The sequence below is a fragment of the Actinomycetospora flava genome (genome assembly GCF_037400335.1).
Lineage (GTDB): Bacteria > Actinomycetota > Actinomycetes > Mycobacteriales > Pseudonocardiaceae > Actinomycetospora > Actinomycetospora flava.
In genome coordinates this window covers 218233-238749 of the sequence record NZ_JBBEGM010000007.1, presented here as the reverse complement: position 1 = coordinate 238749, position 20517 = coordinate 218233, and the positions used below count along the sequence as shown (strand labels likewise).

23 protein-coding genes and 3 tRNA genes are annotated in these 20517 nt (G+C 74.2%); 20 read left to right on the top strand and 6 right to left on the bottom strand.

Annotated elements, in window-relative coordinates:
- The first annotated feature begins 73 nt into the window (after positions 1-73).
- From WCD58_RS18285 to WCD58_RS18275, 3 genes are read left to right on the top strand one after another with little or no spacing between them, the layout of a single operon-like run.
- Complete coding sequence (locus WCD58_RS18285) at positions 74-1609, top strand: carboxyl transferase domain-containing protein (protein WP_337704480.1); 1536 nt, start codon at positions 74-76, stop codon at positions 1607-1609.
- Positions 1610-1617: 8 nt separating this feature from the next.
- On the top strand, positions 1618-3591 hold the full coding sequence (locus WCD58_RS18280) for an acetyl/propionyl/methylcrotonyl-CoA carboxylase subunit alpha (RefSeq protein WP_337704479.1): 1974 nt from the start codon (positions 1618-1620) through the stop codon (positions 3589-3591).
- The gene (locus tag WCD58_RS18275; protein ID WP_337704478.1) at positions 3588-4736 is read left to right on the top strand and encodes an acyl-CoA dehydrogenase family protein; all 1149 of its coding nucleotides are present in this window, start codon (positions 3588-3590) and stop codon (positions 4734-4736) included. The genes WCD58_RS18280 and WCD58_RS18275 overlap by 4 nt, the downstream gene beginning before the upstream one ends.
- A 52-nt stretch (positions 4737-4788) precedes the next feature.
- On the opposite strand, the gene WCD58_RS18270 is transcribed toward WCD58_RS18275, so the two are convergent.
- Together WCD58_RS18270 and WCD58_RS18265 are read right to left on the bottom strand one after the other, a co-directional pair.
- Complete coding sequence (locus WCD58_RS18270; protein WP_337704477.1) at positions 4789-5139, bottom strand: DUF2834 domain-containing protein; 351 nt, start codon at positions 5137-5139, stop codon at positions 4789-4791.
- On the bottom strand, positions 5136-6083 hold the full coding sequence (locus WCD58_RS18265; RefSeq protein WP_337704476.1) for a hypothetical protein: 948 nt from the start codon (positions 6081-6083) through the stop codon (positions 5136-5138). Before WCD58_RS18265 ends, WCD58_RS18270 begins: the two co-directional genes overlap by 4 nt.
- 71 nt (positions 6084-6154) lie before the next feature.
- Here WCD58_RS18265 and WCD58_RS18260 point away from each other — a divergent pair, with 71 nt between their 5' ends.
- Together WCD58_RS18260 and WCD58_RS18255 are read left to right on the top strand one after the other, a co-directional pair.
- Entirely contained in the window at positions 6155-6802 is a 648-nt protein-coding gene (locus WCD58_RS18260; protein WP_337704475.1) for a MerR family transcriptional regulator, read from the top strand.
- An 11-nt stretch (positions 6803-6813) separates the two neighbouring features.
- The gene (locus WCD58_RS18255) at positions 6814-7707 is read left to right on the top strand and encodes an LLM class F420-dependent oxidoreductase (RefSeq protein ID WP_337704474.1); all 894 of its coding nucleotides are present in this window, start codon (positions 6814-6816) and stop codon (positions 7705-7707) included.
- 28 nt (positions 7708-7735) lie between these two features.
- Here the strand turns inward: WCD58_RS18255 and WCD58_RS18250 are convergent, their stop codons facing one another.
- Complete coding sequence (locus WCD58_RS18250) at positions 7736-8164, bottom strand: VOC family protein (RefSeq protein WP_337704473.1); 429 nt, start codon at positions 8162-8164, stop codon at positions 7736-7738.
- A 60-nt stretch (positions 8165-8224) separates the two neighbouring features.
- Between WCD58_RS18250 and WCD58_RS18245 the strand changes: the two genes are divergently transcribed.
- Together WCD58_RS18245 and WCD58_RS18240 are read left to right on the top strand one after the other, a co-directional pair.
- Positions 8225-9970, top strand: a complete 1746-nt coding sequence (locus tag WCD58_RS18245; RefSeq protein WP_337704472.1) for an MFS transporter — start codon at positions 8225-8227, stop codon at positions 9968-9970.
- A 71-nt stretch (positions 9971-10041) separates the two neighbouring features.
- Entirely contained in the window at positions 10042-10215 is a 174-nt protein-coding gene (locus WCD58_RS18240) for a CsbD family protein (protein ID WP_337704471.1), read from the top strand.
- A gap of 27 nt (positions 10216-10242) precedes the next feature.
- Here WCD58_RS18240 and WCD58_RS18235 read toward each other — a convergent pair whose 3' ends face one another.
- On the bottom strand, positions 10243-11103 hold the full coding sequence (locus tag WCD58_RS18235) for a hypothetical protein (protein WP_337704470.1): 861 nt from the start codon (positions 11101-11103) through the stop codon (positions 10243-10245).
- A 104-nt stretch (positions 11104-11207) separates the two neighbouring features.
- Here WCD58_RS18235 and WCD58_RS18230 point away from each other — a divergent pair, with 104 nt between their 5' ends.
- The 13 genes from WCD58_RS18230 to WCD58_RS18170 all read left to right on the top strand — a co-directional run bounded on the left by WCD58_RS18230 (position 11208) and on the right by WCD58_RS18170 (position 18810).
- Entirely contained in the window at positions 11208-12014 is an 807-nt protein-coding gene (locus WCD58_RS18230; protein ID WP_337704469.1) for a phosphatase PAP2 family protein, read from the top strand.
- Between the two features lie 111 nt (positions 12015-12125).
- Complete coding sequence (locus WCD58_RS18225) at positions 12126-13403, top strand: FAD-dependent monooxygenase (protein WP_337704468.1); 1278 nt, start codon at positions 12126-12128, stop codon at positions 13401-13403.
- Positions 13404-13437: 34 nt separating this feature from the next.
- The gene (locus tag WCD58_RS18220) at positions 13438-14304 is read left to right on the top strand and encodes an alpha/beta fold hydrolase (protein WP_337704467.1); all 867 of its coding nucleotides are present in this window, start codon (positions 13438-13440) and stop codon (positions 14302-14304) included.
- A gap of 8 nt (positions 14305-14312) precedes the next feature.
- On the top strand, positions 14313-15557 hold the full coding sequence (locus WCD58_RS18215; RefSeq protein WP_337704466.1) for a serine hydrolase domain-containing protein: 1245 nt from the start codon (positions 14313-14315) through the stop codon (positions 15555-15557).
- A 375-nt stretch (positions 15558-15932) separates the two neighbouring features.
- Entirely contained in the window at positions 15933-16103 is a 171-nt protein-coding gene (locus tag WCD58_RS18210) for a hypothetical protein (RefSeq protein ID WP_285648988.1), read from the top strand.
- A 99-nt stretch (positions 16104-16202) separates the two neighbouring features.
- Positions 16203-16940, top strand: a complete 738-nt coding sequence (locus tag WCD58_RS18205; RefSeq protein WP_337704465.1) for a ScbR family autoregulator-binding transcription factor — start codon at positions 16203-16205, stop codon at positions 16938-16940.
- 74 nt (positions 16941-17014) lie between these two features.
- Positions 17015-17087: transfer RNA gene (locus WCD58_RS18200), tRNA-Glu, on the top strand.
- Positions 17088-17108: 21 nt separating this feature from the next.
- Positions 17109-17182, top strand: a tRNA-Asp gene (locus WCD58_RS18195).
- A 32-nt stretch (positions 17183-17214) separates the two neighbouring features.
- Positions 17215-17288, top strand: a tRNA-Phe gene (locus WCD58_RS18190).
- A 179-nt stretch (positions 17289-17467) separates the two neighbouring features.
- Positions 17468-17686 carry an ANTAR domain-containing protein gene (locus WCD58_RS18185; RefSeq protein WP_337704464.1) on the top strand — a complete coding sequence of 73 codons (219 nt, stop codon included), beginning with the start codon at positions 17468-17470 and terminating at the stop codon, positions 17684-17686.
- Positions 17687-17732: 46 nt separating this feature from the next.
- Complete coding sequence (locus tag WCD58_RS18180) at positions 17733-17927, top strand: hypothetical protein (protein WP_337704463.1); 195 nt, start codon at positions 17733-17735, stop codon at positions 17925-17927.
- Between the two features lie 19 nt (positions 17928-17946).
- Positions 17947-18483, top strand: a complete 537-nt coding sequence (locus tag WCD58_RS18175) for a 2'-5' RNA ligase family protein (protein WP_337704462.1) — start codon at positions 17947-17949, stop codon at positions 18481-18483.
- Between the two features lie 135 nt (positions 18484-18618).
- Positions 18619-18810, top strand: coding sequence for a hypothetical protein (locus WCD58_RS18170; RefSeq protein ID WP_337704461.1), 192 nt, complete (start codon positions 18619-18621; stop codon positions 18808-18810).
- A gap of 4 nt (positions 18811-18814) precedes the next feature.
- Here WCD58_RS18170 and WCD58_RS18165 read toward each other — a convergent pair whose 3' ends face one another.
- Both WCD58_RS18165 and WCD58_RS18160 read right to left on the bottom strand, forming a co-directional pair.
- Complete coding sequence (locus WCD58_RS18165) at positions 18815-19654, bottom strand: serine protease (RefSeq protein ID WP_337704460.1); 840 nt, start codon at positions 19652-19654, stop codon at positions 18815-18817.
- Between the two features lie 85 nt (positions 19655-19739).
- A complete protein-coding gene (locus WCD58_RS18160; RefSeq protein ID WP_337704459.1) occupies positions 19740-20513 on the bottom strand; it encodes a coniferyl-alcohol dehydrogenase in 774 nt (257 codons plus the stop codon).
- Positions 20514-20517: the final 4 nt, after the last annotated feature.

Below are 20517 nucleotides of genomic sequence, written 5' to 3'. Positions count from 1 at the left end.
ACGCCTCTTGCCAGGTGTTGTGAACGGACGCTAACGTGAATGAGCGTTAACGTCTCGACGAGGAGGGTCGCCCGTGGCTGCGCCGACGATCGGCACCGAGGCCCCGACAGGTCACCGCGAGCTCGTCGCCGACCTGCGCGAGCGGCTGGCGACCGCGCGGCTCGGGGGCCCGGAGCGTTCGCGGCAGCGGCACGTGGAGCGCGGCAAGCTGCTCCCGCGCGACCGCGTCGACGCCCTGCTCGACCCGTCGAGCCCGTTCCTCGAGCTCTCCCCGCTGGCCGCCACCGGGATGTACGGCGACGCCGCCCCCGGCGCCGGGATCATCACCGGCATCGGGCGCATCGCGGGGCGCGAGTGCGTGGTCGTCGCCAACGACGCCACCGTCAAGGGCGGCACCTACTACCCGATGACGGTGAAGAAGCACCTGCGCGCCCAGGAGGTCGCGCTGCACAACCGCCTGCCGTGCGTCTACCTGGTCGACTCCGGCGGCGCGTTCCTGCCCGAGCAGGACCAGGTCTTCCCCGACCGCGAGCACTTCGGCCGGATCTTCTACAACCAGGCGACGATGTCCGGGCTCGGCATCCCGCAGATCGCCGCGGTCCTCGGCTCGTGCACCGCGGGCGGCGCGTACGTCCCGGCGATGAGCGACGAGGCGATCATCGTCCGCGACCAGGGCACGATCTTCCTCGGCGGCCCGCCGCTGGTGAAGGCCGCGACCGGCGAGGAGGTCACGGCCGAGGAGCTCGGTGGCGGCGTCCTGCACGCGCGCACGTCCGGCGTGGTCGACCACCTCGCCGACGACGACGCCCACGCGCTGTCGATGGTCCGCGACATCGTCGACACCTTCGGGCCGCGCCCCGCGCCGCCCTGGGAGCGCCGGCCCACCGTCGAGCCCGAGCACGACCAGAGCGAGCTCTACGACGTCGTCCCGGTCGACGGGCGCACCGCCTACGACGTCCACGAGGTGATCACCCGCCTCGTCGACGGGAGCGCGTTCACCCCGTTCAAGCCCGACTACGGCACCACGCTCGTCACCGGCTTCGCGCGCCTGCACGGCCACCCCGTCGGCATCGTCGCCAACAACGGGGTGCTCTTCCGCGAGTCGGCACTCAAGGGCGCGCACTTCGTCGAGCTGTGCGACCAGCGCGGCATCCCGCTGGTGTTCCTGCAGAACATCACCGGGTTCATGGTCGGCCGCGAGTACGAGGCGGGCGGCATCGCCAAGGACGGCGCCAAGATGGTCACCGCCGTGGCGACGACGCGGGTCCCGAAGCTCACGGTGGTCATCGGCGGCTCCTACGGCGCCGGCAACTACGCCATGAGCGGGCGGGCGTACTCGCCGCGCTTCCTGTGGATGTGGCCGAACGCGCGGATCAGCGTCATGGGCGCCGAGCAGGCGGCGACGGTGCTCGGCACGGTCGGGTCGAGCGACGCCGAGGGCGTGCGTGAGCAGTACGAGCACCAGGGCCACCCGTACTACTCCACCGCGCGCCTGTGGGACGACGGCGTCATCGACCCCGCCGACACCCGCACCGTCCTGGGCCTCGCGCTCTCCGCCTGCGCCAACGCCCCCCTCGACGCGCCGCACTTCGGCGTCTTCCGGATGTGAGGGTCACCGTGTTCTCGAGCGTCCTCATCGCCAACCGCGGCGAGATCGCCGTCCGGATCACGCGGACCCTGCACGCGCGGGGCCTGCGGGCCGTCGCGGTGTACACCGACCCGGACGCCGGCGCCCCGCACGTCGCGGCCGCCGACGTCGCCGTGCGCGTGCCCGACTACCTCGACGGCGCCGCGATCGTCGAGGCCGGCCGGTCGGTGGGCGCGCAGGCCGTGCACCCCGGCTACGGGTTCCTCGCGGAGAACGCGGCGTTCGCCCGCGACGTGGAGAAGGCCGGCCTGACCTGGATCGGCCCGCCGCCCGCGGCCATCGAGGCGATGGGCGACAAGATCCGCGCCAAGGCCACCGTCGGCCCGGCGGGCGTCCCGCTGGTGCCCGGCTCCGACGGGTCGGGTCTGTCCGACGGGGAGGTCGCGTCGGAAGCGCGGCGGATCGGCTTCCCCGTGCTGCTCAAGCCCAGCGCCGGCGGTGGCGGCAAGGGCATGCACGTCGTCGAGCGCGACGCCGACCTCGAGGACGCGATCGCCGCGGCCCGCCGGGAGGCGCGGTCGAGCTTCGGCGACGACACCCTGCTCGTCGAGCGCTACGTCACCGACCCCCGCCACGTCGAGATCCAGGTGCTCGCCGACGCCCACGGCACCGTCGTGCACCTCGGCGAGCGCGAGTGCTCGCTGCAGCGCCGGCACCAGAAGGTCGTCGAGGAGGCGCCGTCGGCGGTGCTCGACGCCCGGCAGCGCCACGCGATGGGCGAGGCGGCGGTCGAGGCCGCGCGCGCCTGCGGCTACGTCGGCGCCGGGACCGTCGAGTTCGTGACCAACGCCGACGCGAGCGAGTTCTTCTTCCTCGAGATGAACACCCGCCTGCAGGTGGAACACCCGGTCACCGAGGAGGTCGTGCGCGTGCGGGGCGGGCGGCTCGACCTCGTCGCCGAGCAGCTACGCGTCGCCGCCGGCGAGGAGCTCGGCTACGACCAGGGCGACGTGACGCTCGAGGGCCACGCCGTCGAGGTCCGCCTCTACGCCGAGGACCCGGCGCGCGGCTTCCTGCCCACCGGCGGCACGGTGCTCGACCTGGTGTGGCCGGCGAACGCCCGCGTGGACGCGGGCGTCGCGGAGGGCACCGAGGTGGGGTCCCGCTACGACCCGATGCTCGCCAAGATCATCGTGCACGGGCCCGACCGCCTCATCGCCCTCACCCGCCTCGACGCCGCGCTGGCCGGCACGACCGTGCTCGGCGTGCGCACCAACCTCGCGTGGCTGCGCACCCTGATCGCCGACGACGACGTGCGCGCCGGCCGGCTCGACACCGGCCTGATCGCACGCCTGCCGGTGCCCGCCGAGGACCTCCCCGACGACGTGCTCGCCGCCGCCGCGCTCGCGGGCGTGCTCGACCTGCCCACCGGCGACGACCCCTTCGACCGCATCGGCGGCTGGCGCCTCGGCGCCGACCCGGCGCCGGCCCGCTGGCGCGTGGTGCCCGCCGCGGGCGCGACCGGCGACCCGGTGGACGTCGCCGTTGCCGGACCCCCGGCGGACGCCACGGTCACCATCGGGGCCGACGGGACCCCGCGCGCCGTGACCGCCCGCAGGGACGGCGCCGAGGTCGTCCTGACCCTCGACGGCGCCACCCGCCGGTTCCGCACCGCGATGGCCGGCGGGGTGCGCTGGCTGGGTCGCGAGGGCGGCGTGTGGGCGCTGCGCGAGCAGGAGCGCCTGCGCGCCGCGCGCACCGCCGCGGGCGCCGCCGACGGCCCCCTCACCGCGCCGATGCCCGGCACGGTCACCGCCGTGGAGGTCGCCGAGGGCGACCACGTCACCGCAGGCCAGCGACTCGTCGTCGTGGAGGCCATGAAGATGGAGCACGTGGTGTCGGCGCCGGTCGACGGCGTCGTGAAGGACCTGGCCGCGAAGGCCGGCGCCGCCGTCGCCCTCGACGCGCCCCTCGTCACCGTCGTGCCCGAACCGGGAGAATGATCATGCAGCTGTCGGACGAGCACGAGGCCCTGCGCGCCACCGTCGAGGAGTTCGCGCAGAAGGAGGTCGCGCCGGTCATCGGCGACTACTACATCCGGGAGAAGTTCCCGTACGACCTCGTCGCGCAGATGGGGCAGATGGGGCTGTTCGGGCTGCCGGTGCCCGAGGAGTACGACGGCATGGGCGGCGACTACGTCGCGCTGTGCGTCGCCCTCGAGGAGCTCGGGCGCGTCGACCAGTCGGTGGCCATCACGCTCGAGGCCGGCGTCTCCCTGGGGATCATGCCGCTGCTGCGCTTCGGCTCCGACGAGCAGAAGCAGCGCTGGCTGCCCGACCTCGCCGCGGGCCGCCACCTCGGCGGGTTCGGGCTCACCGAGGCCGGCGGCGGGTCGGACGCCGGCGCCACGCGGACCACCGCGAAGCTCGACGGCGACCACTGGGTGATCAACGGGACGAAGGCGTTCATCACGAACTCCGGCACGGACATCACCTCGCTCGTCACCGTCACCGCCGTCACCGACCGCGGCGCGGACGGCAAGAAGGAGATCTCGGCGATCCTCGTCCCGTCCGGCACCCCCGGCTTCACCGTCGCGCCCAGCTACTCGAAGGTCGGCTGGAACGCCTCGGACACCCACGAGCTCTCGTTCGACGACGTCCGGGTGCCCGCCGAGAACCTCGTCGGGCAGCGCGGCCGCGGCTACGCCCAGTTCCTCTCGATCCTCGACGAGGGCCGCGTGGCCATCGCGGCGCTCTCGACCGGCGCCGCGCAGGGCTGCGTCGACGAGTCCCTGCGCTACGCCCGCGAGCGCGAGGCGTTCGGCGCCGCGATCGGGAGCTACCAGGGCATCCAGTTCAAGATCGCCGAGATGGAGGCGCGCACCGTCTGCGCCCGCCTGGCCTGGCACGACGCCGCGGAGAAGATGGCCGCCGGAAAGCCGTTCAAGAAAGAGGCAGCGGTCGCGAAGCTCGTCAGCTCCAACGCCGCGATGGACAACGCCCGCGACGCCACGCAGATCTTCGGCGGCTACGGCTTCATGAACGAGTACCCGGTGGCCCGCCACTACCGCGACTCCAAGATCCTCGAGATCGGCGAGGGCACCAGCGAGGTCCAGAAGATCCTCATCGCGCGGCACCTCGGGCTGTGATGGGCGTGCGGCCCAGGTGAGTGATCTGGGTCGCCATGACGACCCGAATCACTCACCTGCGCCGGAGGCGCCTCTCCCGCAGCGCCAGGAACAGCGGGAACGTGAACGCCACGGCGAGGACGAAGCTGAACACGACGAGCCCGACCAGGACGATCGTGCGGAAGCCGAGCCGGCGGCCCTCGACGACCATCACCACGCAGGCCGCCACGGCCATGACGATGATGTCGACGGCCGCCGAGCTGCTGGCGGCGTTGGCGAACCAGCCGCCGAGGTAGTCGGTGCCGCCGGCGGCGAAGAACGCCAGGTTGAAGTACCAGGTCCCGAGCAGGCCGACCACCGAGAGCGCCGCGTAGACGGCGACGAGGACGGGGCTGCCGGTGCGGGCGGGCGTGAGCGTGGTCATCGGGGCTCCAGGATGCGGTCGCCGGTGGGGCGAGGACGAAGGACGAGCAGGGTGGCGACGAGGGTCGCGACCACCAGGACGCCGGCGGCGAGCAGTGTCGCGCCGTCGGGGGCGATCAGCGGCTGACCGCGCAGGGCCTGCCAGGTCAGCAGCACCGTCAGGCCGGTCCAGGCCGCGCCGGCGACGCCGACGAGACGGGCGCGGACCCGCGCGTCGCGCAGCACCGGCACCCGCGGGACGAGCAGGGTCAGCCCGATCACCAGCAGCGGCAGCCCCTGGAGCGCGTGCAGCCCGACGAAGTGGGCGATGCGCAGGTCGCCGCCCGTGGTGCTCCAGCCCACCAGCGGCAGGCCCGGCCCGCCGTCGGGCACCGCGACCGCGTGCGCGCCGACGGTCGGCATCGCCCCGGTCGTCTGCGCGGCGGCGACCTGGGCGCCGGTCGGGCTCGTCATGAGGAACGCGACCGCCATGCCGAGCAGGGTGACGACCAGCCCGAGGCGCACGGCCCACGCGGTGTCGACGGCGAGGCTGCGCTCGCGCAGCAGCAGGACGCCGAGAGCGGCCGTCGCGAGCCAGAGCACCACGATGGTCGTGCCCATCACGCTCCACACGGCCGTGTCGAGCGTGGTGGCGACGTTGAAGTGGCTCGCCCGGCCGCGCACGACCTGACCGACGATGGCGATCATCTCGATGGTCCCGGCGGCCGCGACGACGACTCCGGCGCGGCGGGCCCAGCGGCGCGTCCGCGGGACCGCGACGAGCGAGATCATCCAGGCCAGGGTCGCGGAGTAGAGGACGAAGCTGATCGAGAACTTGAGCGGCTTGGCCCAGATGGGCTGGCCGCCGAGGAGGCGGGGGTCGAGCACGAGCCCGACGATGCACACGACCGCGAGCGCGGCCATGGCGACACAGAACGCGGCGAGGGACCGTGACTCTCTCGCCATCGATCGGATAGTGACGCTGTCCATAATTGGAGAGTAGAACTATCCGTCAGTGGTGTCCAGAGAGGAGAGCGATGCGGATCGGGGACCTGAGCCGCGAGACGGGCGTGAGCGTCGCGTCGATCAAGTACTACCTGCGCGAGGGCCTGCTCCCGCCCGGTGAGCGGACCAGCCCGAACCAGGCGCGCTACGACGAGGCGCACGTGCGCCGGCTGCGCCTGATCCGCGCGCTGGTCGACGTCGGCGGGCTGTCGATCGCCGGCACCCGCACCGTGCTCGCGGCCGTGGAGGACCCGCACGTGTCGCTGCACGACGCGCTGGGCACCGCGCAGGCGGCCGTGATGACGCGCACCGAGCCGGTCGAGGACGACGCCGCCGCGCGCGCCGAGCAGGCCGTCGCGGCCCTGATCGAGCGCCGCGGGTGGATCACGAACGAGAGGAACCCCGGCTGGCGCACGGCCGTCGACGTCCTCGCGACCCTCGAACGCCTGGGGGGCGAGAAGGTCGCCGGGCTGCTCGACGTCTACGCCGAGGCGATGGAGGCCGTCGCGCCCCACGAGGTCGAGGCGGTCGTCGTCGACGAGGACCGCGAGCGCTCGGTCGAGCGCATGGTGGTCGGGATCGTGCTCGGCGGCGCGCTCATGACGGCGCTGCGGGGGATGGCCGAGGCGTCGGTCTCCGCGCACCGGTCCGGGCAGGCGGCCGCCGACCGCGCGGGCTAGCGTCCGCGGCCATGGCCGCACGCATCGACTTCCCGTCCCGCATCGGCGTCTGGTGGACCAGCGACACCTGGTCGATGCCGGACGCCCAGCAGGCCGCCCGCGACATCGAGGCGATGGGCTACGGCTCGATCTTCTACGGCGAGGCGTACGGCAAGGAGACGCTGACCCAGGCGGGCGCCTTCCTCGCCGCCACCGACCGGCTCGTCGTCGGCACCGGCATCGCCAACATCCACGCCCGCGACCCGATCGCCGCCGAGAGCGGCGGGCGCACGCTCACCGCGCTGCACCCGGGCCGGTTCGTCCTCGGGCTCGGCGTGAGCCACGCGCCGCTCGTCGAGCGCGGGCGCGGCGGGACGTACGAGAAGCCGCTCGCGACGATGCGCGACTACCTGCAGCGCATGGCCGCCGTGCCCGAGCAGATCGAGCCCGGTGTCGGACGCCCGGCCCGGCTCGTCGCGGCCCTCGGGCCGAAGATGATCGAGCTCGCCGGCGCCGAGACCGACGGCGTGCACCCCTACCTCGTCACCCCGGAGCAGACCCGGGTGACGCGCGACGCCCTCGGTCCCGACAAGTGGGTCGTCTCGGAGCAGGCGGTCGCGGTCGGGGACGACCCCGACGACGCGATGAGCCGGGCGCACAGCCACCTCGAGATCTACTCGGGCCTGCCGAACTACCGGAACTCGTGGCTGCGCCAGGGCTTCGAGGAGTCCGACATGCCGCGCGGCGGCTCCGATCGCCTCAAGAGGGCCCTGGTCGGGATGGGCGACATCGACACGGTCGCGGCCTCGGTGACCGCCCACCTCGACGCCGGCGCCGACCACGTCCTCGTCCAGGCCCTCCGCGGCAACCCCATGGCCGACCCCCGCGACGACCTCCGCGAGCTGGCGCGCGCCCTGGGGCTGTGAGTGAACTTCGGGGCTATGGCCCCGAAGTTCACTCACGGAGGTCGGTGCGGATCGGGTGGCCCGGGGGGATCTCGACGAGGACGATCGCGCGGCCGTCGGGGTCGGCGATCCAGCACTCGTCGAGGCCCCACGGCTCCCGCTGCGGCTCGCGGGTGATGGTCACGCCCCGGCCGCGCAGGGCGCCGACCGCGTCGGGCAGCGAGCGCACCTGCAGCCACAGCGCGTCCCCCTCGGGTCGAGCTCCCCTATCGGCGTGCTCCCCTTGATGCTCCGTCTCCCTGTCCCCCGTCGCCACCGCCCCGGCCTTCGAGAGCTCCAGGTAGCCCGTGCCGAGGAAGAACACGACACCGCCGGGGAACTCCCGGGCGACCGCGAGCCCGAGCGTCTCGGCGTAGAAGCGCCGCGAGACTTCCCAGTCCCGCGGGCACACGAGGATGCGGCTCGACAGGATCTCCACGGGCGTTCCCTCCGTCTCGTGTCACGATTGGCCTGGTCGAGCCTGGGACACTCGATTCCCGTGAGTTCTCCCCAGCCCGATCCCCGGCGCTGGCACGCCCTCGCGGTGTGCCTGATCGCCGGGTTCATGACGCTGCTCGACGTCAGCATCGTCAACGTCGCCCTCCCCGCCATGCAGCGGGGGATCGGCGCGTCGTCCGCGGAGCTGTCGTGGGTCGTGTCGGGCTACGCGCTGACCTTCGGGCTGGTGCTCGTCGCCTCCGGCCGGCTCGGCGACGACCGCGGCCGCAAGAAGATGTTCATGATCTCGCTGGCGCTGTTCACGCTGACCAGCATCGCGGCGGGCCTCGCCCCGAACGCGGCCTCGCTCGTCGTGTTCCGGCTCCTCCAGGGCGCCGCGGGCGGGATGCTGAACCCGCAGGTCATCGGCTTCATCCAGCAGCTGTTCACCGGACGTGAGCGCGGGCGGGCCTTCGGGCTGTTCGGCGCCGCGATCGGCATCTCCACGGCCATCGGCCCGCTGCTCGGCGGGCTGCTGCTCGAGTGGGGCGGCCAGACCGACGGCTGGCGCTGGGTCTTCTACGTCAACGTGCCGATCGGCGTCGCCGCGCTCGTTCTCGGCGCCCGCCTGCTGCCCCGCGACGCCCCGACCGACGGCGAGAAGCGCCCCCTCGACGCGGTCGGCGCGATCCTGCTCGGCGGCGCCGTGGTGTCGCTCATGGTCCCGCTGGTGCTCTCGGAGCAGGACCGGTCGGGCGCACCCTGGTGGCTGATCGGCGTCGCCGTCGTCCTGCTCGTCGTCTTCGTGCTCTGGGAGCGCCGCGCCCGCCGGACCCACGGCCACCCGCTCGTGAACTTCGCCCTGCTGCGCACCCGCAGCTACGCGCTCGGCACCTCGCTCGGCCTGCTCTACTTCGCCGGCTTCACCGCGATCTTCTTCGTGGTCACCCTCTTCCTCCAGAACGGGCGGGGCTACACGCCGCTCGAGGCCGGGCTCGCGCTCACCCCGTTCGCGCTCGGCTCCGCGGTGTCGTCGGCGATCGGCGGGCGGCTCGTGTCGCGGCTCGGCAAGCCGTTGGTCGTCGGCGGGCTCGTCCTCGTCGCCCTGGGTCTCGTCGCCGTCGACATCGTCCTGCGCCTCGACCCGGCGCAGGTCGGGTGGGCGATCGCCGGGCCGCTGCTCGTCGCCGGCATCGGCAGCGGGTTCGTCATCGCCCCGAACCAGACCCTCGCGCTCGAGGAGGTCCCGCCCCGCGAGGGCGGCACCGCGGCGGGCGTCCTGCAGACCGGGCAGCGCGTCGGCTCGGCGGTCGGCATCTCGGCCGTCGGCGCCGTGTTCTTCGGCCAGCTCACCGCCACGAACGGCGACTGGGCGCTCGCCATCAGCCGCGGGCTCGTCGGTGCGGTCGCGTTCGTCGTGCTCGCGCTCGTCCTCGGGGTGATCGACCTCCTGCTCGGTCGGCGCCGCCGGAAGCCCGCGGACGGCGGCTCCCCCGCGGTCGCGGAGGCCCCGGCCGCCTCCGTGTCCGACGCGAAGGGCCTCGTCGGCCGCGTCACCGACGCCGCCGGGTCGGCGGTGGGCGGCGCGACGCTCACGCTCGTCGACCCCGACGGGCGCGAGGCCGCCTCGGTGGCCGCCGACGACGAGGGTGCCTTCCACCTCGCCCCCACCACGCCGGGACGCTTCCAGCTGGTCACGCGCGCCGACGGTCACCATCCGGCGGTCGCCTGGGTCGACGTGCCGGGCGACGCGCAGGCCGTGCGCGACGTCGTCCTCGGCGCCCCGGAACGATCGACGACGGGTTGACCTCCCGGGACCCCGGGTACCTGTCCGTCCACGCGGCGCCCACCAGTGGCGCGCCCGGGGAGGAGGCCGACATGGCGAGCGAGGACAAGGCCGACAACAAGATCCAGGAGCTCAAGGGCAAGGCCAAGGAGTCGGTGGGCAAGGCCGTCGGCAACGAGAGCCTCGAGGCCGAGGGCAAGAAGGACCAGACCGTCGGCAGCCTCAAGAACGCCGGCGAGAAGGTCAAGGACGCCTTCCGCGACTGACGCGAGCGCGCCGCCGTCCCTCCGAGCTCAGAGCCTCTTGAGGGGCGGCGGCGCGACGCCGTCGTCACCCGACAGCGACGCCTGCGCGGGCGAGCGGGCCAGCACCACGACCCCGCCCAGCGCCAGCACCAGTCCGACGACGAACCACGGCGTCCAGCCCGGCCGGATGGAGTCGCCGAGCGCGACGAGGCCCAGCAGGCCCGGCGCGAGGGTCTCGGTCACCGCCAGGACGGCGACCACCGGCCCGACCGCCCCGCGGCCCAGCGCGACCGTGTAGAGCGCGAGCCCCAGGCCGGCGAACCCGAGCAGCGCCCAGATCACCGGGTCGAGCGCCGCGGTGCGCGCCATGTCGCCCAGCGAGCCGCGCAGGTCGACCATGCGCACGGCCACCGCCGTCCCGCCGAACGCGAGCCCGGCCAAGAAGGACAGCAGCATCGCGCGCTTGCTGCGGAACGCGATCGGCACCGACACCGCGAGCAGCACCAGGAACGTCACGACCAGGGCGACCTCGCCGGCCGTCGACGGGACCACCTCGGCGTCGTCGACGCTCGCGCTGGCCACCAGCAGCGCCAGGCCGAGGATGTTGGCGCCGGCCGCGACGAGGTCGATCCGGCGCAGCGGGGTGTCGAAGACCCAGTGCGACGCGATGACCGTGATGCCCACCTGGCCGGCGACGATCGCCTGCACCGCCACGATCGGCATGTAGCGCAGCGCGAGCACGGTGAGCACCCAGCCGCCGATGTCGAGGGCGAGCCCGGCGAGGTACATGGGGTGCAGCACCACCGTCGCGGCGCGGGTGGCGCGGCGAGCGGCACTCGCCTCGAGCAGGGCGGCACCGGCGTTGGCGCCCGCCGACGCGAGCGCGGCGAGCAGCCCCAGGAGGAGCACGCACCCAGTCTGCCTTGGGATGATCGGGACGGACGACGGGAAGCCCGGCGCGTCGCGATGCCCACACCCGCCCCGACACCGATCTCGACATCGCAGGAGGTCCCGTGGCCCTCGACGCCACCGCCGTGACGCTGCTGGCCCTCGGGGTCCTGATCGGGGTCGCGGTGCTCGCCGACCGGGCCGCCGGGGGTGCCCTGGCCACCGTGCCCGGCGCGCTGCGCGACACCGGGATCGTCGCGCTCCTCGTCCTCGCCGCCGGACTCGTGTTCACCCTCGTCGCCACCGACCAGGCCCTCGCCGACGCGGACGCGCCGGTGCTGTCGTGGGTCCTCGGCATCCGCACCCCGGGGCTGACGTCCGCCGCGGAGGCCGTGTCGCTGGTCGGCGGCACGGTGGGCACCGGCGGGCTCGCGGTCGTGGCGGCGGTGGTGCTGTTCGCGCGCGGGCACCGGCGCACCGCGCTGATCTGGGTGCTCGGCGTCGTCGCGGGGGCGCTGGCGATCCGGCTGGTGAAGGTGGCCGTCGAGCGCCCGCGCCCGCCCGAGGCGCTGCGGCTCGCCGAGGAGACGACGGCGTCGCTGCCCTCGGGCCACGCGCTGATGGCCGCGCTGGGGCTCACGCTGACGGCCGCGGCGGTGATGGCCCTGACCGTCGGCACGCCCCGCGCGCGCCTCGTGCGGCGCGTCGTCGTCGTGCTCGCGGTGCTCGGCGCCCTGCTCGTCGGGGCGAGCCGCGTCTACCTCGGCGTCCACTGGACCACCGACGTGCTCGCCGGCTGGTTCCTCGGCACCGCCCTGGCCGTCACGTGCATCACGCTCGCCCGCGTCCTCGATGCCCGCGCCCGGCTCGGCGATTCACCGGACGGCGACCTCCCCGTGAATAGTCCGGGCACTTCTCATTCTGCGGAGTGACCGTCTTTCGGGTGGTCAGGGCACTATTCGAATACAGAACGGTGCCCGATTGCTCCGTCCGAGATGATCTGCCTACGCTTGTCTCGTCCGCCCGGGTGAACGAGGTGAGCCGTGGTTGCCGTACCGCTGCTCGTGCTGGGGGCCCGATTCGCCGGGCTCGCCACAGCGCTGTTCCTCGCGCACCAGGGCTTCCCCGTCCACGTCCTCGACCGTGACCGCCCCGAGGACGTCGACCGCGGCCTCGCCGTCCTCACCCCCGCCACGCTGCGCGAGCTCGCGGCCCTCGGGCTCGCCGACACCCTCGCCCCGCACGCGTGGGAGCCGCGCCGTCTCGCGCACGCCGACGCCGAGAGCGGCGCCGTCCTGCGGGTGGCCGACCTCGGGCCGGTGGTGCGCGCCCGCTACGGGCGGCCCTACCTGCTCGCCCCGCACGCCGTGCTGCGCGCCCAGCTGGTGGCGGCGTGCGAGGCCGACGAGATGGTCACGGTCACCTACGGGCGCTGCGCCACCGGCGTCGAGGACCTGGGTGACGCCGTGCTGGTCGGCGACGACCAGGGCGGCAGCTACCGCGCGGAGGCGGTCATCGGCGCCGACGGCCCGGGCAGCCGCGTGCGCGCCCTGCTCGGCGGGGGCCACGCGCTGTCCAGCCCGTATCTCGTGCACCGCGGTGCCGGCCCGGCGCCGCCGGACGACGTGCTGCGCCTCTGGTCGTCGCCGACGCTGCACGTCACCCAGGCCGCGGTCCGCGGCGGGGGCGGGGAGGTGTCGATGACCGTGCGCGTCGACGCCCTCGACGACATGCACCGCGACGGTGTGGCCGGCGTCGTCGGGCGCCTGCTCGCGGGCACGGCCCCGGAGGTCCGCGACGCCGTCGGCGAGGCCGTGGTGCGGGCGCCGTCGCGCGTCCACCGCCACCACGCCCCCCTCGAGCGCGGCGCCCGGCACCGGCTGACCGTCGTCGGCGGGGCGGCGCAGCCGATGCTGCCGCACACCGCGCAGGCCGTGGCGCTGGAGATCCTCGACGCCGCGACGCTCGGACGCGCCTTCGACCACGCCGACGGGCGGATCGTGCCCGCGCTCGAGGAGTACGCCGACGTTCGCGCCCAGCCGCGCGCGGCCGTGGCCCGCCGCGCTCACGAGTTCGCGAGCCTCTGCCACGCCGACGGCCTCGTGCGCCGCATGCGCGACCGGCTGTGGCGCACCACGTCCGTCGACGCCACCGCGGCCATCGTCGACGCAGGCCGCGGGCCGTCCCCCGGCGGACCGCCGACCGGCGACGGCCACCGGCCCGGCGCGCTCATCCAGCCGGTCGTCCGGTCGCGCCCGGACCACGCCCCCGGCCCGCACGCACCGGGGCCGGAGGGCCCCGCCGGGCCGATCGCCGGCTGACGGGCCGCGGCGTCGGCGGGCAGGATTCCGGCTCGTGACCGGACCTGCGCTCGTCCCCGACACCCTCGTCGCCAACGGGGTGCGCCTGCACTTCCGCCGCGGGGGCTCCGGCCCGCCGGTGGTGCTGCTGCACGGCTGGCCCCAGACCGGGCACTGCTGGCGCCACGTCGCCGGCCCGCTCGCGGCCGACCACACCGTGATCGTCCCCGACCTGCGCGGCTACGGCGCCAGCGACAAGCCCACGAGCGGCATGGACAAGCGCACGATGGCCGCGGACGTCTCGGCGCTCGTGCGACACCTGGGGTTCGACCGCGTCGCGGTGGTAGGCCACGACCGCGGCGGCCGCGTCGCCCACCGCTGGGCCCTCGACCGGCCCGAGGAGGTCACGCGGCTCGCGGTCCTCGACATCGCCCCGACCCGGGCCACCTGGCAGCGCATGGACGCCGAGCTGGGCGCCAAGTACTGGCACTGGCTGTTCCACCTGCAGCCCGACCTGCCCGAGCGCCTCGCCGGCGCCGACGTCGAGGGCTACCTGCGCTACTTCCTCGAGAAGTGGACCTACGCCCGCGAGGGCCTGGAGCCGTCGGCGATCGCCGAGTACGTCCGCGCGTTCTCCCAGCCGGGCGCGCTGCGGTGCGGGTTCGACGACTACCGCGCCGATGCCGTCGACTCCCGCCACGACGAGGAGGACTTCGGCGCCGGGCGCCGCGTGACCCAGCCGCTGCTCGCGCTCTGGGGCGCCGAGGGCGTCATGGGCCAGACGCTGCCGATGCTCGACCTGTGGCGCGAGTACGCCGACGACGTGTCGGGCCGGGGGATCGAGCGGTGCGCGCACTTCGTGCCCGAGGAGCGCCCGCAGGAGGTGATCGAGGAGTTGCGCACCTTCCTCGCGGAGGCATAGTGGCGGAAGTGAGCAGCCCCTTGAAGATCGAGGCCGACCCCGCGGAGCTGGGCTTCGACCCGGCGCGACTGGCGCGCATCGACGACCACTTCGCCCGCTACGTCGACGACGGTCGCCTGGCCGGATGGCACGCGGTGGTCGCCCGCGACGGGAAGGTCGTCCACTCGTCCACCGTGGGACAGCGCGACGCCGAGGCGGGCCTGCCCGTCACCGACGACACGCGCTGGCGGATCTACTCGATGACGAAGCCGATCACGTCGGTGGCGGCGCTCATGCTGTGGGAGCGGGGCGCCCTCGAGCTCACCGACCCGATCAGCCGCTGGCTCCCGGAGTTCGCCGAGCCGCGCGTCTACGTCAAGGGGTCGTCGGGCAAGCCGCTGCTGGAGGCGGCCACCGAGCCCATCCGCGTCTGGCACCTGCTCACGCACACTGCCGGGCTGACCTACGGCTTCCACCACGCCCACCCCGTCGACGAGCTCTACCGCGCGGCGGGCTTCGAGTGGTCGGCGCCCACCGGGCTCGACCTCGCCGGCATCGTCGAGGCGTGGGCGCGGCTGCCGCTGGTGTTCCAGCCGGGGACGGAGTGGAACTACAGCCACGCCACCGACGTGCTGGGCCGGCTGATCGAGGTCGTCTCCGGGCAGGCGCTGGACACCTTCCTCGCGGAGAACGTCCTCGAGCCGCTCGGCATGACCGCCACCGGCTTCGTGGTCGACGACCCCGAGCGGCTCGCCCGGCTCTACGTCCAGAACCCGGCCACCGGGCGCTTCCTGGCCGCCGAGGCCGCCGGCATGGGCGCGATGGCCCGCGAGGTGCTGGAGCCGACGTGGCTCGGCGGCGGGGGCGGGCTCGTGTCGACGGCCGCGGACTACCACCGGTTCACCCAGATGCTGGCCGGCCGGGGTGAGGTCGACGGCGTCCGTCTGCTCGGCAGCCGCACGGTCGACTACATGGGCCGCAACCACCTCCCCGGCGGCCTCGACCTCGAGCAGGTCGGGCGGCCCCTGTTCGCCGAGATGCCCTTCGACGGCGTGGGGTTCGGGCTCGGGGTGGCCGTGGTGACCGATCCCGTCCGGTACCGCACGCACGCGAGCGTCGGCGAGATGTCGTGGGGCGGGGCCGCGAGCACCGCGTTCTGGGTCGACCCGGCGGAGCGCATCACCGCGATGTTCTTCACCCAGCTGCTCCCGTCGAGCGCTCACCCGATCCGCACACAGCTGCGCGGGCTCGTCTACCAGGCCCTCGTCGACTGAGCCGTTCGCTCCGTAGGCGTCGGACCGGACACGGGCGCCGGAGTCGCCCCGCGGCGACCGTCTCGGACGATCATCGTCGCGCTCCGTGACCGTGTGGCGACGAAGCGAGCGGTGCGCGAACGGCACAGCCGTCACTCGGGAAGGGGGCTGCATCAGCGCGGCCGTGTGGGTAGCGTCGCCTCGACTCGGACGAGGGACGGCGGCGGGCACGAAGCGTGACCGACGGTGTCGCTGGTCCGGGTGATCCCGCCGCGCGAGGTGATGCAGCGGGTCGGGACCAGGCGGCCACCGGGAGCCAGCATGAATGCGACGTCAGGACCTCGGCGACGACCGAACGGACCTCATCCTGAGCGGACGGCGGCGGAGGAGCCATCGGTGCCCGCGCAGCGCACCGCCGCGGACGTCTACGGGGTCAGCGACGAGCAGGTGCACCGCGCGCGCATCGCCGTGGCCCGCAACTCGCTCGACTCCGACGACTGCCGGGAGCTGCTCGACATGCTCGGCCTGATCGGCGAGGGAGGCGACCCGCCACCCGTCCGGCGCTGACCGGTCGTCCACTCGTGGCCCGCACCCGATCGTCCGACTCCGGTCGATCGCGGTGTGGGCGCACGTGGGTGAAAGGCGCTCCCGCTACCGTGGCCGCCGATGTCCGACACCGCTGATCCCCCGCGCCACCCGCCGGAGGCGCGGGGCGATCCCCCACGCCAGGCGCGCGCGGTGGCGACACGCACCGCGATCCTCACCGCGGCCGCGGAGGAGTTCGCGGCGCGCTCTTACCACGAGGCGTCGCTGTCGCGGATCCTCGAGCGCAGCAAGGTCACCAAGGGCGCGCTGTACTTCCACTTCGTCTCGAAGGAGAGCATCGCGACCGCGGTGGTCGACGAGATGGAGGTCATCTGCCGCGCCGTGCTCGAGCGGGCCGAGGCCCAGGGGCTCGACCCGCTGCGCACGGCCGCCCGGATCGCCCGGGAGATGCAGGACGCCCTCGAGGGTCCCGTGCTGCGCGCCGGCCAGCGGCTCTGCGCCGAGGGGCACGCCGGCCCGGACCGCCCGGGGTGGCCCTACAGCTTCTGGCAGGACGTCTTCACCGATGTCTTCGAGCGCGCGGTGGCCACCGAGCTGCTCGTCCCGTCGGTCGACCCCTCCTCGTTCGCCCGCACGATCGTCGACGTCTCCGCCGGAGCCTTCGCCGTGTCGCTGGCGGTCAGCGACCTCACCGACCTCGCCCAGCGCGTCTGCGAGAACTGGGAGCTGCTCCTCGGCGCCGCCGCGGAGCCCGCCTGGCTGCGGGCTTGGACCGCCGACGGGGGCATGCGCGCCGTGCTCGGGCCGCACCTCGTCCCGGGCGTCGCCGAGGGCAGGGGGTGGGTGCCAGGGGTCTGAGACCCGTCACCTATGCTTGGCGTGCTCCCAACGGGTACGCCGTTGGCGGGTAAGGTCCTCAGCCAGAGGGTCGCGCCCCCATCGTTCAGCGGCCTAGGACTCCGCCCTTTCAAGGCGGCAACGCGGGTTCGAATCCCGTTGGGGGTACGGTAGGACAAGCACGATCAAGGCCCAGTGGCGCAGTTGGTTAGCGCGTCGCCCTGTCACGGCGAAGGTCGCGGGTTCGAGTCCCGTCTGGGTCGCTCCATCGGTCGAGGTTCGCCCTCGACCTCTCGGCCAGGTAGCTCAGTCGGTACGAGCGATCGCCTGAAAAGCGATAGGTCGGCGGTTCGACCCCGCCCCTGGCCACACCAAGCCCATCGGAGTCGTCCGGTGGGCTTTCTCGTGCAGCGGGTGTTGCAGGCCGTTCCGCCGCGTGCCCGATAGACAGTTCGTGGTCGGACGGGTACTGCTTGCTACAGCCCTTCCCGGTGGTCGACCGCACGGCTGCAGCGGAGGTCTCGTCGAGGACTTCCGAGGAGCAGCGCATGATGCTTCCGGCCGACAACGATCGCGCGATGGTCCCCGCCGACGTCTACCGCGCCGAGGGCGTCGTGGCCGAGCGGCTCGGCGTGGACATCGAGGCCGCGGCGGAGATGCTGCGCCACGAGGCGGCTACCCGCGCGATGACGATGGTGGAGATCGCCGCCGAGGTGCTCACCGGCGTCTGGTCCCACCACGCGCTGGATCCCTGGGGCAGCTGCTGAGCGCGACCGCCCGGGGGTCTTCGTCGCGCAGACCCCGTCCGGCCCGATGGAGATCATGGTGATGGAGGCCGACGACCCGGGCCGGGCGCTCCAGATGATCGCGACGTCGGAGGAGCCGTTCGACGTCGAGTTCCGGGAGTACCTCCGCGACACCCTCGACCTCGACCTCTCGCAGCCGCCCACGGACGCGCCGCCCGAGCAGGTGCTCGACTGGACGGCGCCGGCGCGCAGCCACGCCTGAGGCGCGCCACGATCTCGGCATGGTCGAGGTCCCCGCTGACGCCACCCACACCGCCGCGCTCGTCCTCGTCCCCGAGGCCGAGCCGGTGGTCGGGGCGCTGCGCGAGCGCCTCGACCCGTCGGCCCCGCAGGGCGTGCCCGCGCACGTCACGGTGCTCTTCCCGTTCGTCCCGGCCGCGGACGTCGACGACGCGACCGTCGACCGGCTGCGCCGCGCCGTCGCGGGCACCGGGCGCTTCCGCTGCACCTTCGACGCCGTCCGCTGGTTCGGCGACGACTTCGTCTGGCTGGCGCCCACCCCGGAGGCGACGTTCGCCGCGCTGACCGAGCGCGTCCACCGCGCCTTCCCCGACCACCCGCCCTACGAGGGCGAGCACGAACCCGTGCCGCACCTGACCGTCGGCTACCGGCGGCACTCCTCGCTCCAGGCCCTCCAGCGCGCCGCCGAGGAGCTCGCGCCGCGGCTCCCCGTCGGCGCGGAGATCGACCGCGTCCATCTGCTCGCCGGGTCCGCCGAGGGACGGTGGCGGGTGATCGCGGAGGCGCCGCTGGACTGACCGCTCGGCCCGCCCGACGCGCCGGACGGCGAGCAGCCCGGACCGTTCGGGAATCAACGCCGGCCCCGACGTAACGAGGTCACCCGATCGAGCGACGTCCCCGCGGGTGTCGGTGCGCGCGCAGGGGGTTCAGGCGTGGAGTGGATCGTGGCGTTGGTGGTGTTCGCGGTGGTGTCGGTCCTGGTGATCGGGGTGCCGCTGTACCTCGCGATGAGGTCCTGGAGCGGGCGGTCCGACCGCAAGGCCGCGGAGGCCCGCCGGCGCGCGGCGTCCGCCCACTCGTCGAGCCCGACGAGCGGACGGACGCGCAAGGTCCTCCAGCCCTGACGGGTCAGCCGGTGACGAGCACGACGTCGCCGGCGCCGTGGTCGCGGGCGTAGCCCAGCATCTTGTCCAGGTCGCTGATGCCGTTGCTCGCGGGCAGCGGCGCGAACTGCAGCGTCGAGAGCACGCCGAGCGCGCGCCCGTCGGCCGAGAGGAACGCGCTGCCGGAGTCGCCGGGGATGCCCGGGGTGACGGTGAGGACGTCGTGGCTCCAGCCGTTGCCGGTCTCGGCGGCGACCGTCCCGATCTTCGGGCTGAGCAGGGTGACGCCGCCGCGCAGTTCGGAGTTGCCGTAGCTGCGCACGACCTCGCCGACGCGCGCGCCGTCGGTGTCCACCCCGGTGGGCCCACCGAAGAAGGGGACCGCCCCGGACGCGGTCGCCGCGTCCTCGGGGGCGAGCTTCACGAGCGCGAAGTCGTTGTGGTTGCAGGCGTCCTGGTCGGTCTCGCCCGCCTCCTGCATCGCGAGCCAGGAGTTGTAGACGAGCTCGCCCGGCCTGCTCGCGCCGCCGACCTCGACCTCGGTGCCGAGCGGCAGGGACGCGGAGTCGCAGCCGTTGGTCTCGGTCGAGGCTCCGGTGCCCGAGCAGTGGGCGGCCTGGCCGATGAAGGTGTCCGTCCCGTCGGTGAACAGGAAGTTGGCGGTGCACTGCGCGCCGTCGGTGCGGGTCTGCACGCCGGGGTGCACGCCGGGCGCGGTCGGGGTCGGTCCCTCCCCGCCGGGATCGCCGGGTGCGGCGACGGCCGGCGCGGCGCCCAGCCAGGCGACGGCGGCGACCGCCACCCCGGTCACCAGCGCGGCCATCGTGCGGCGCCCCGTCCGCTGCCCCGAGCGTCCTGCTCCCATGCGTGATCTCCCGCGAGCCGAGTGCACATCCGACTCGTCCAACGGACAGATCACGATCGGGTGACGATCGGTTCGGAATTGGTCCTCAGCGGGACTGGAGCGCGGCCCAGGTGGTCGCCGCGGCGACGCCGCCGTCGGCCGCCAGGGTCTGGCCGTTGACCCACCGGCTCTCGTTCGACATGAGGAACGCGACGACGGACGCGATCTCCGATGCCTCGGCGTCGCGGCCGGCGGCCGTGCGCTGGCGGGCGAGGCGGCGCGGGTCGGTCGAGCGCTCCACCTCGGGCAGCGAGGGCGTGCGGACCGTGCCGGGCGCGACCGCGTTCATGCGGACGCCGTCGCTCCACGTCAGCGTCGACGACGCCGTCGTGTACGCGAGCACGGCCTCCTTCGACACGTCGTAGACCGAGCGGTCGGGGCGCTGCTCGCGGCACCAGCGCAGGCCCTCGGCGAAGGTGCGGGTGGCGAGCAGCGGGCGGAGCTCCGCGAGGTGGGCGACCCAGTGCCGGCCCTCCGAGGACGACACGTTGACCACGGACCCCCCGCGGCGGATGCGCCCGACCAGGCTCTCGGTGAGGTGGCGCATGCCGAGGAAGTTCACGGACAGCACCGTCTCCGCGGGCGCGGTGCCCGGGACACCGGCGACGTTGGCGAGCGCGTCGACCTGCCCGTCGAGGCGGTCGACCGCGGTGTCGATCGAGCCCGGGTCGGCGAGGTCGCAGGTGACGTGCGCGATCTCGCGGTCGGGCGGCTCGCGCCGGTCGAGGCCGACGACGGACACGCCGTGCCGCGTGAGGAACTGTGCGAGCGCGCGCCCCACCCCGGAGGAGGCTCCGCTGACCAGGAAGACCGTGCTCATGGCG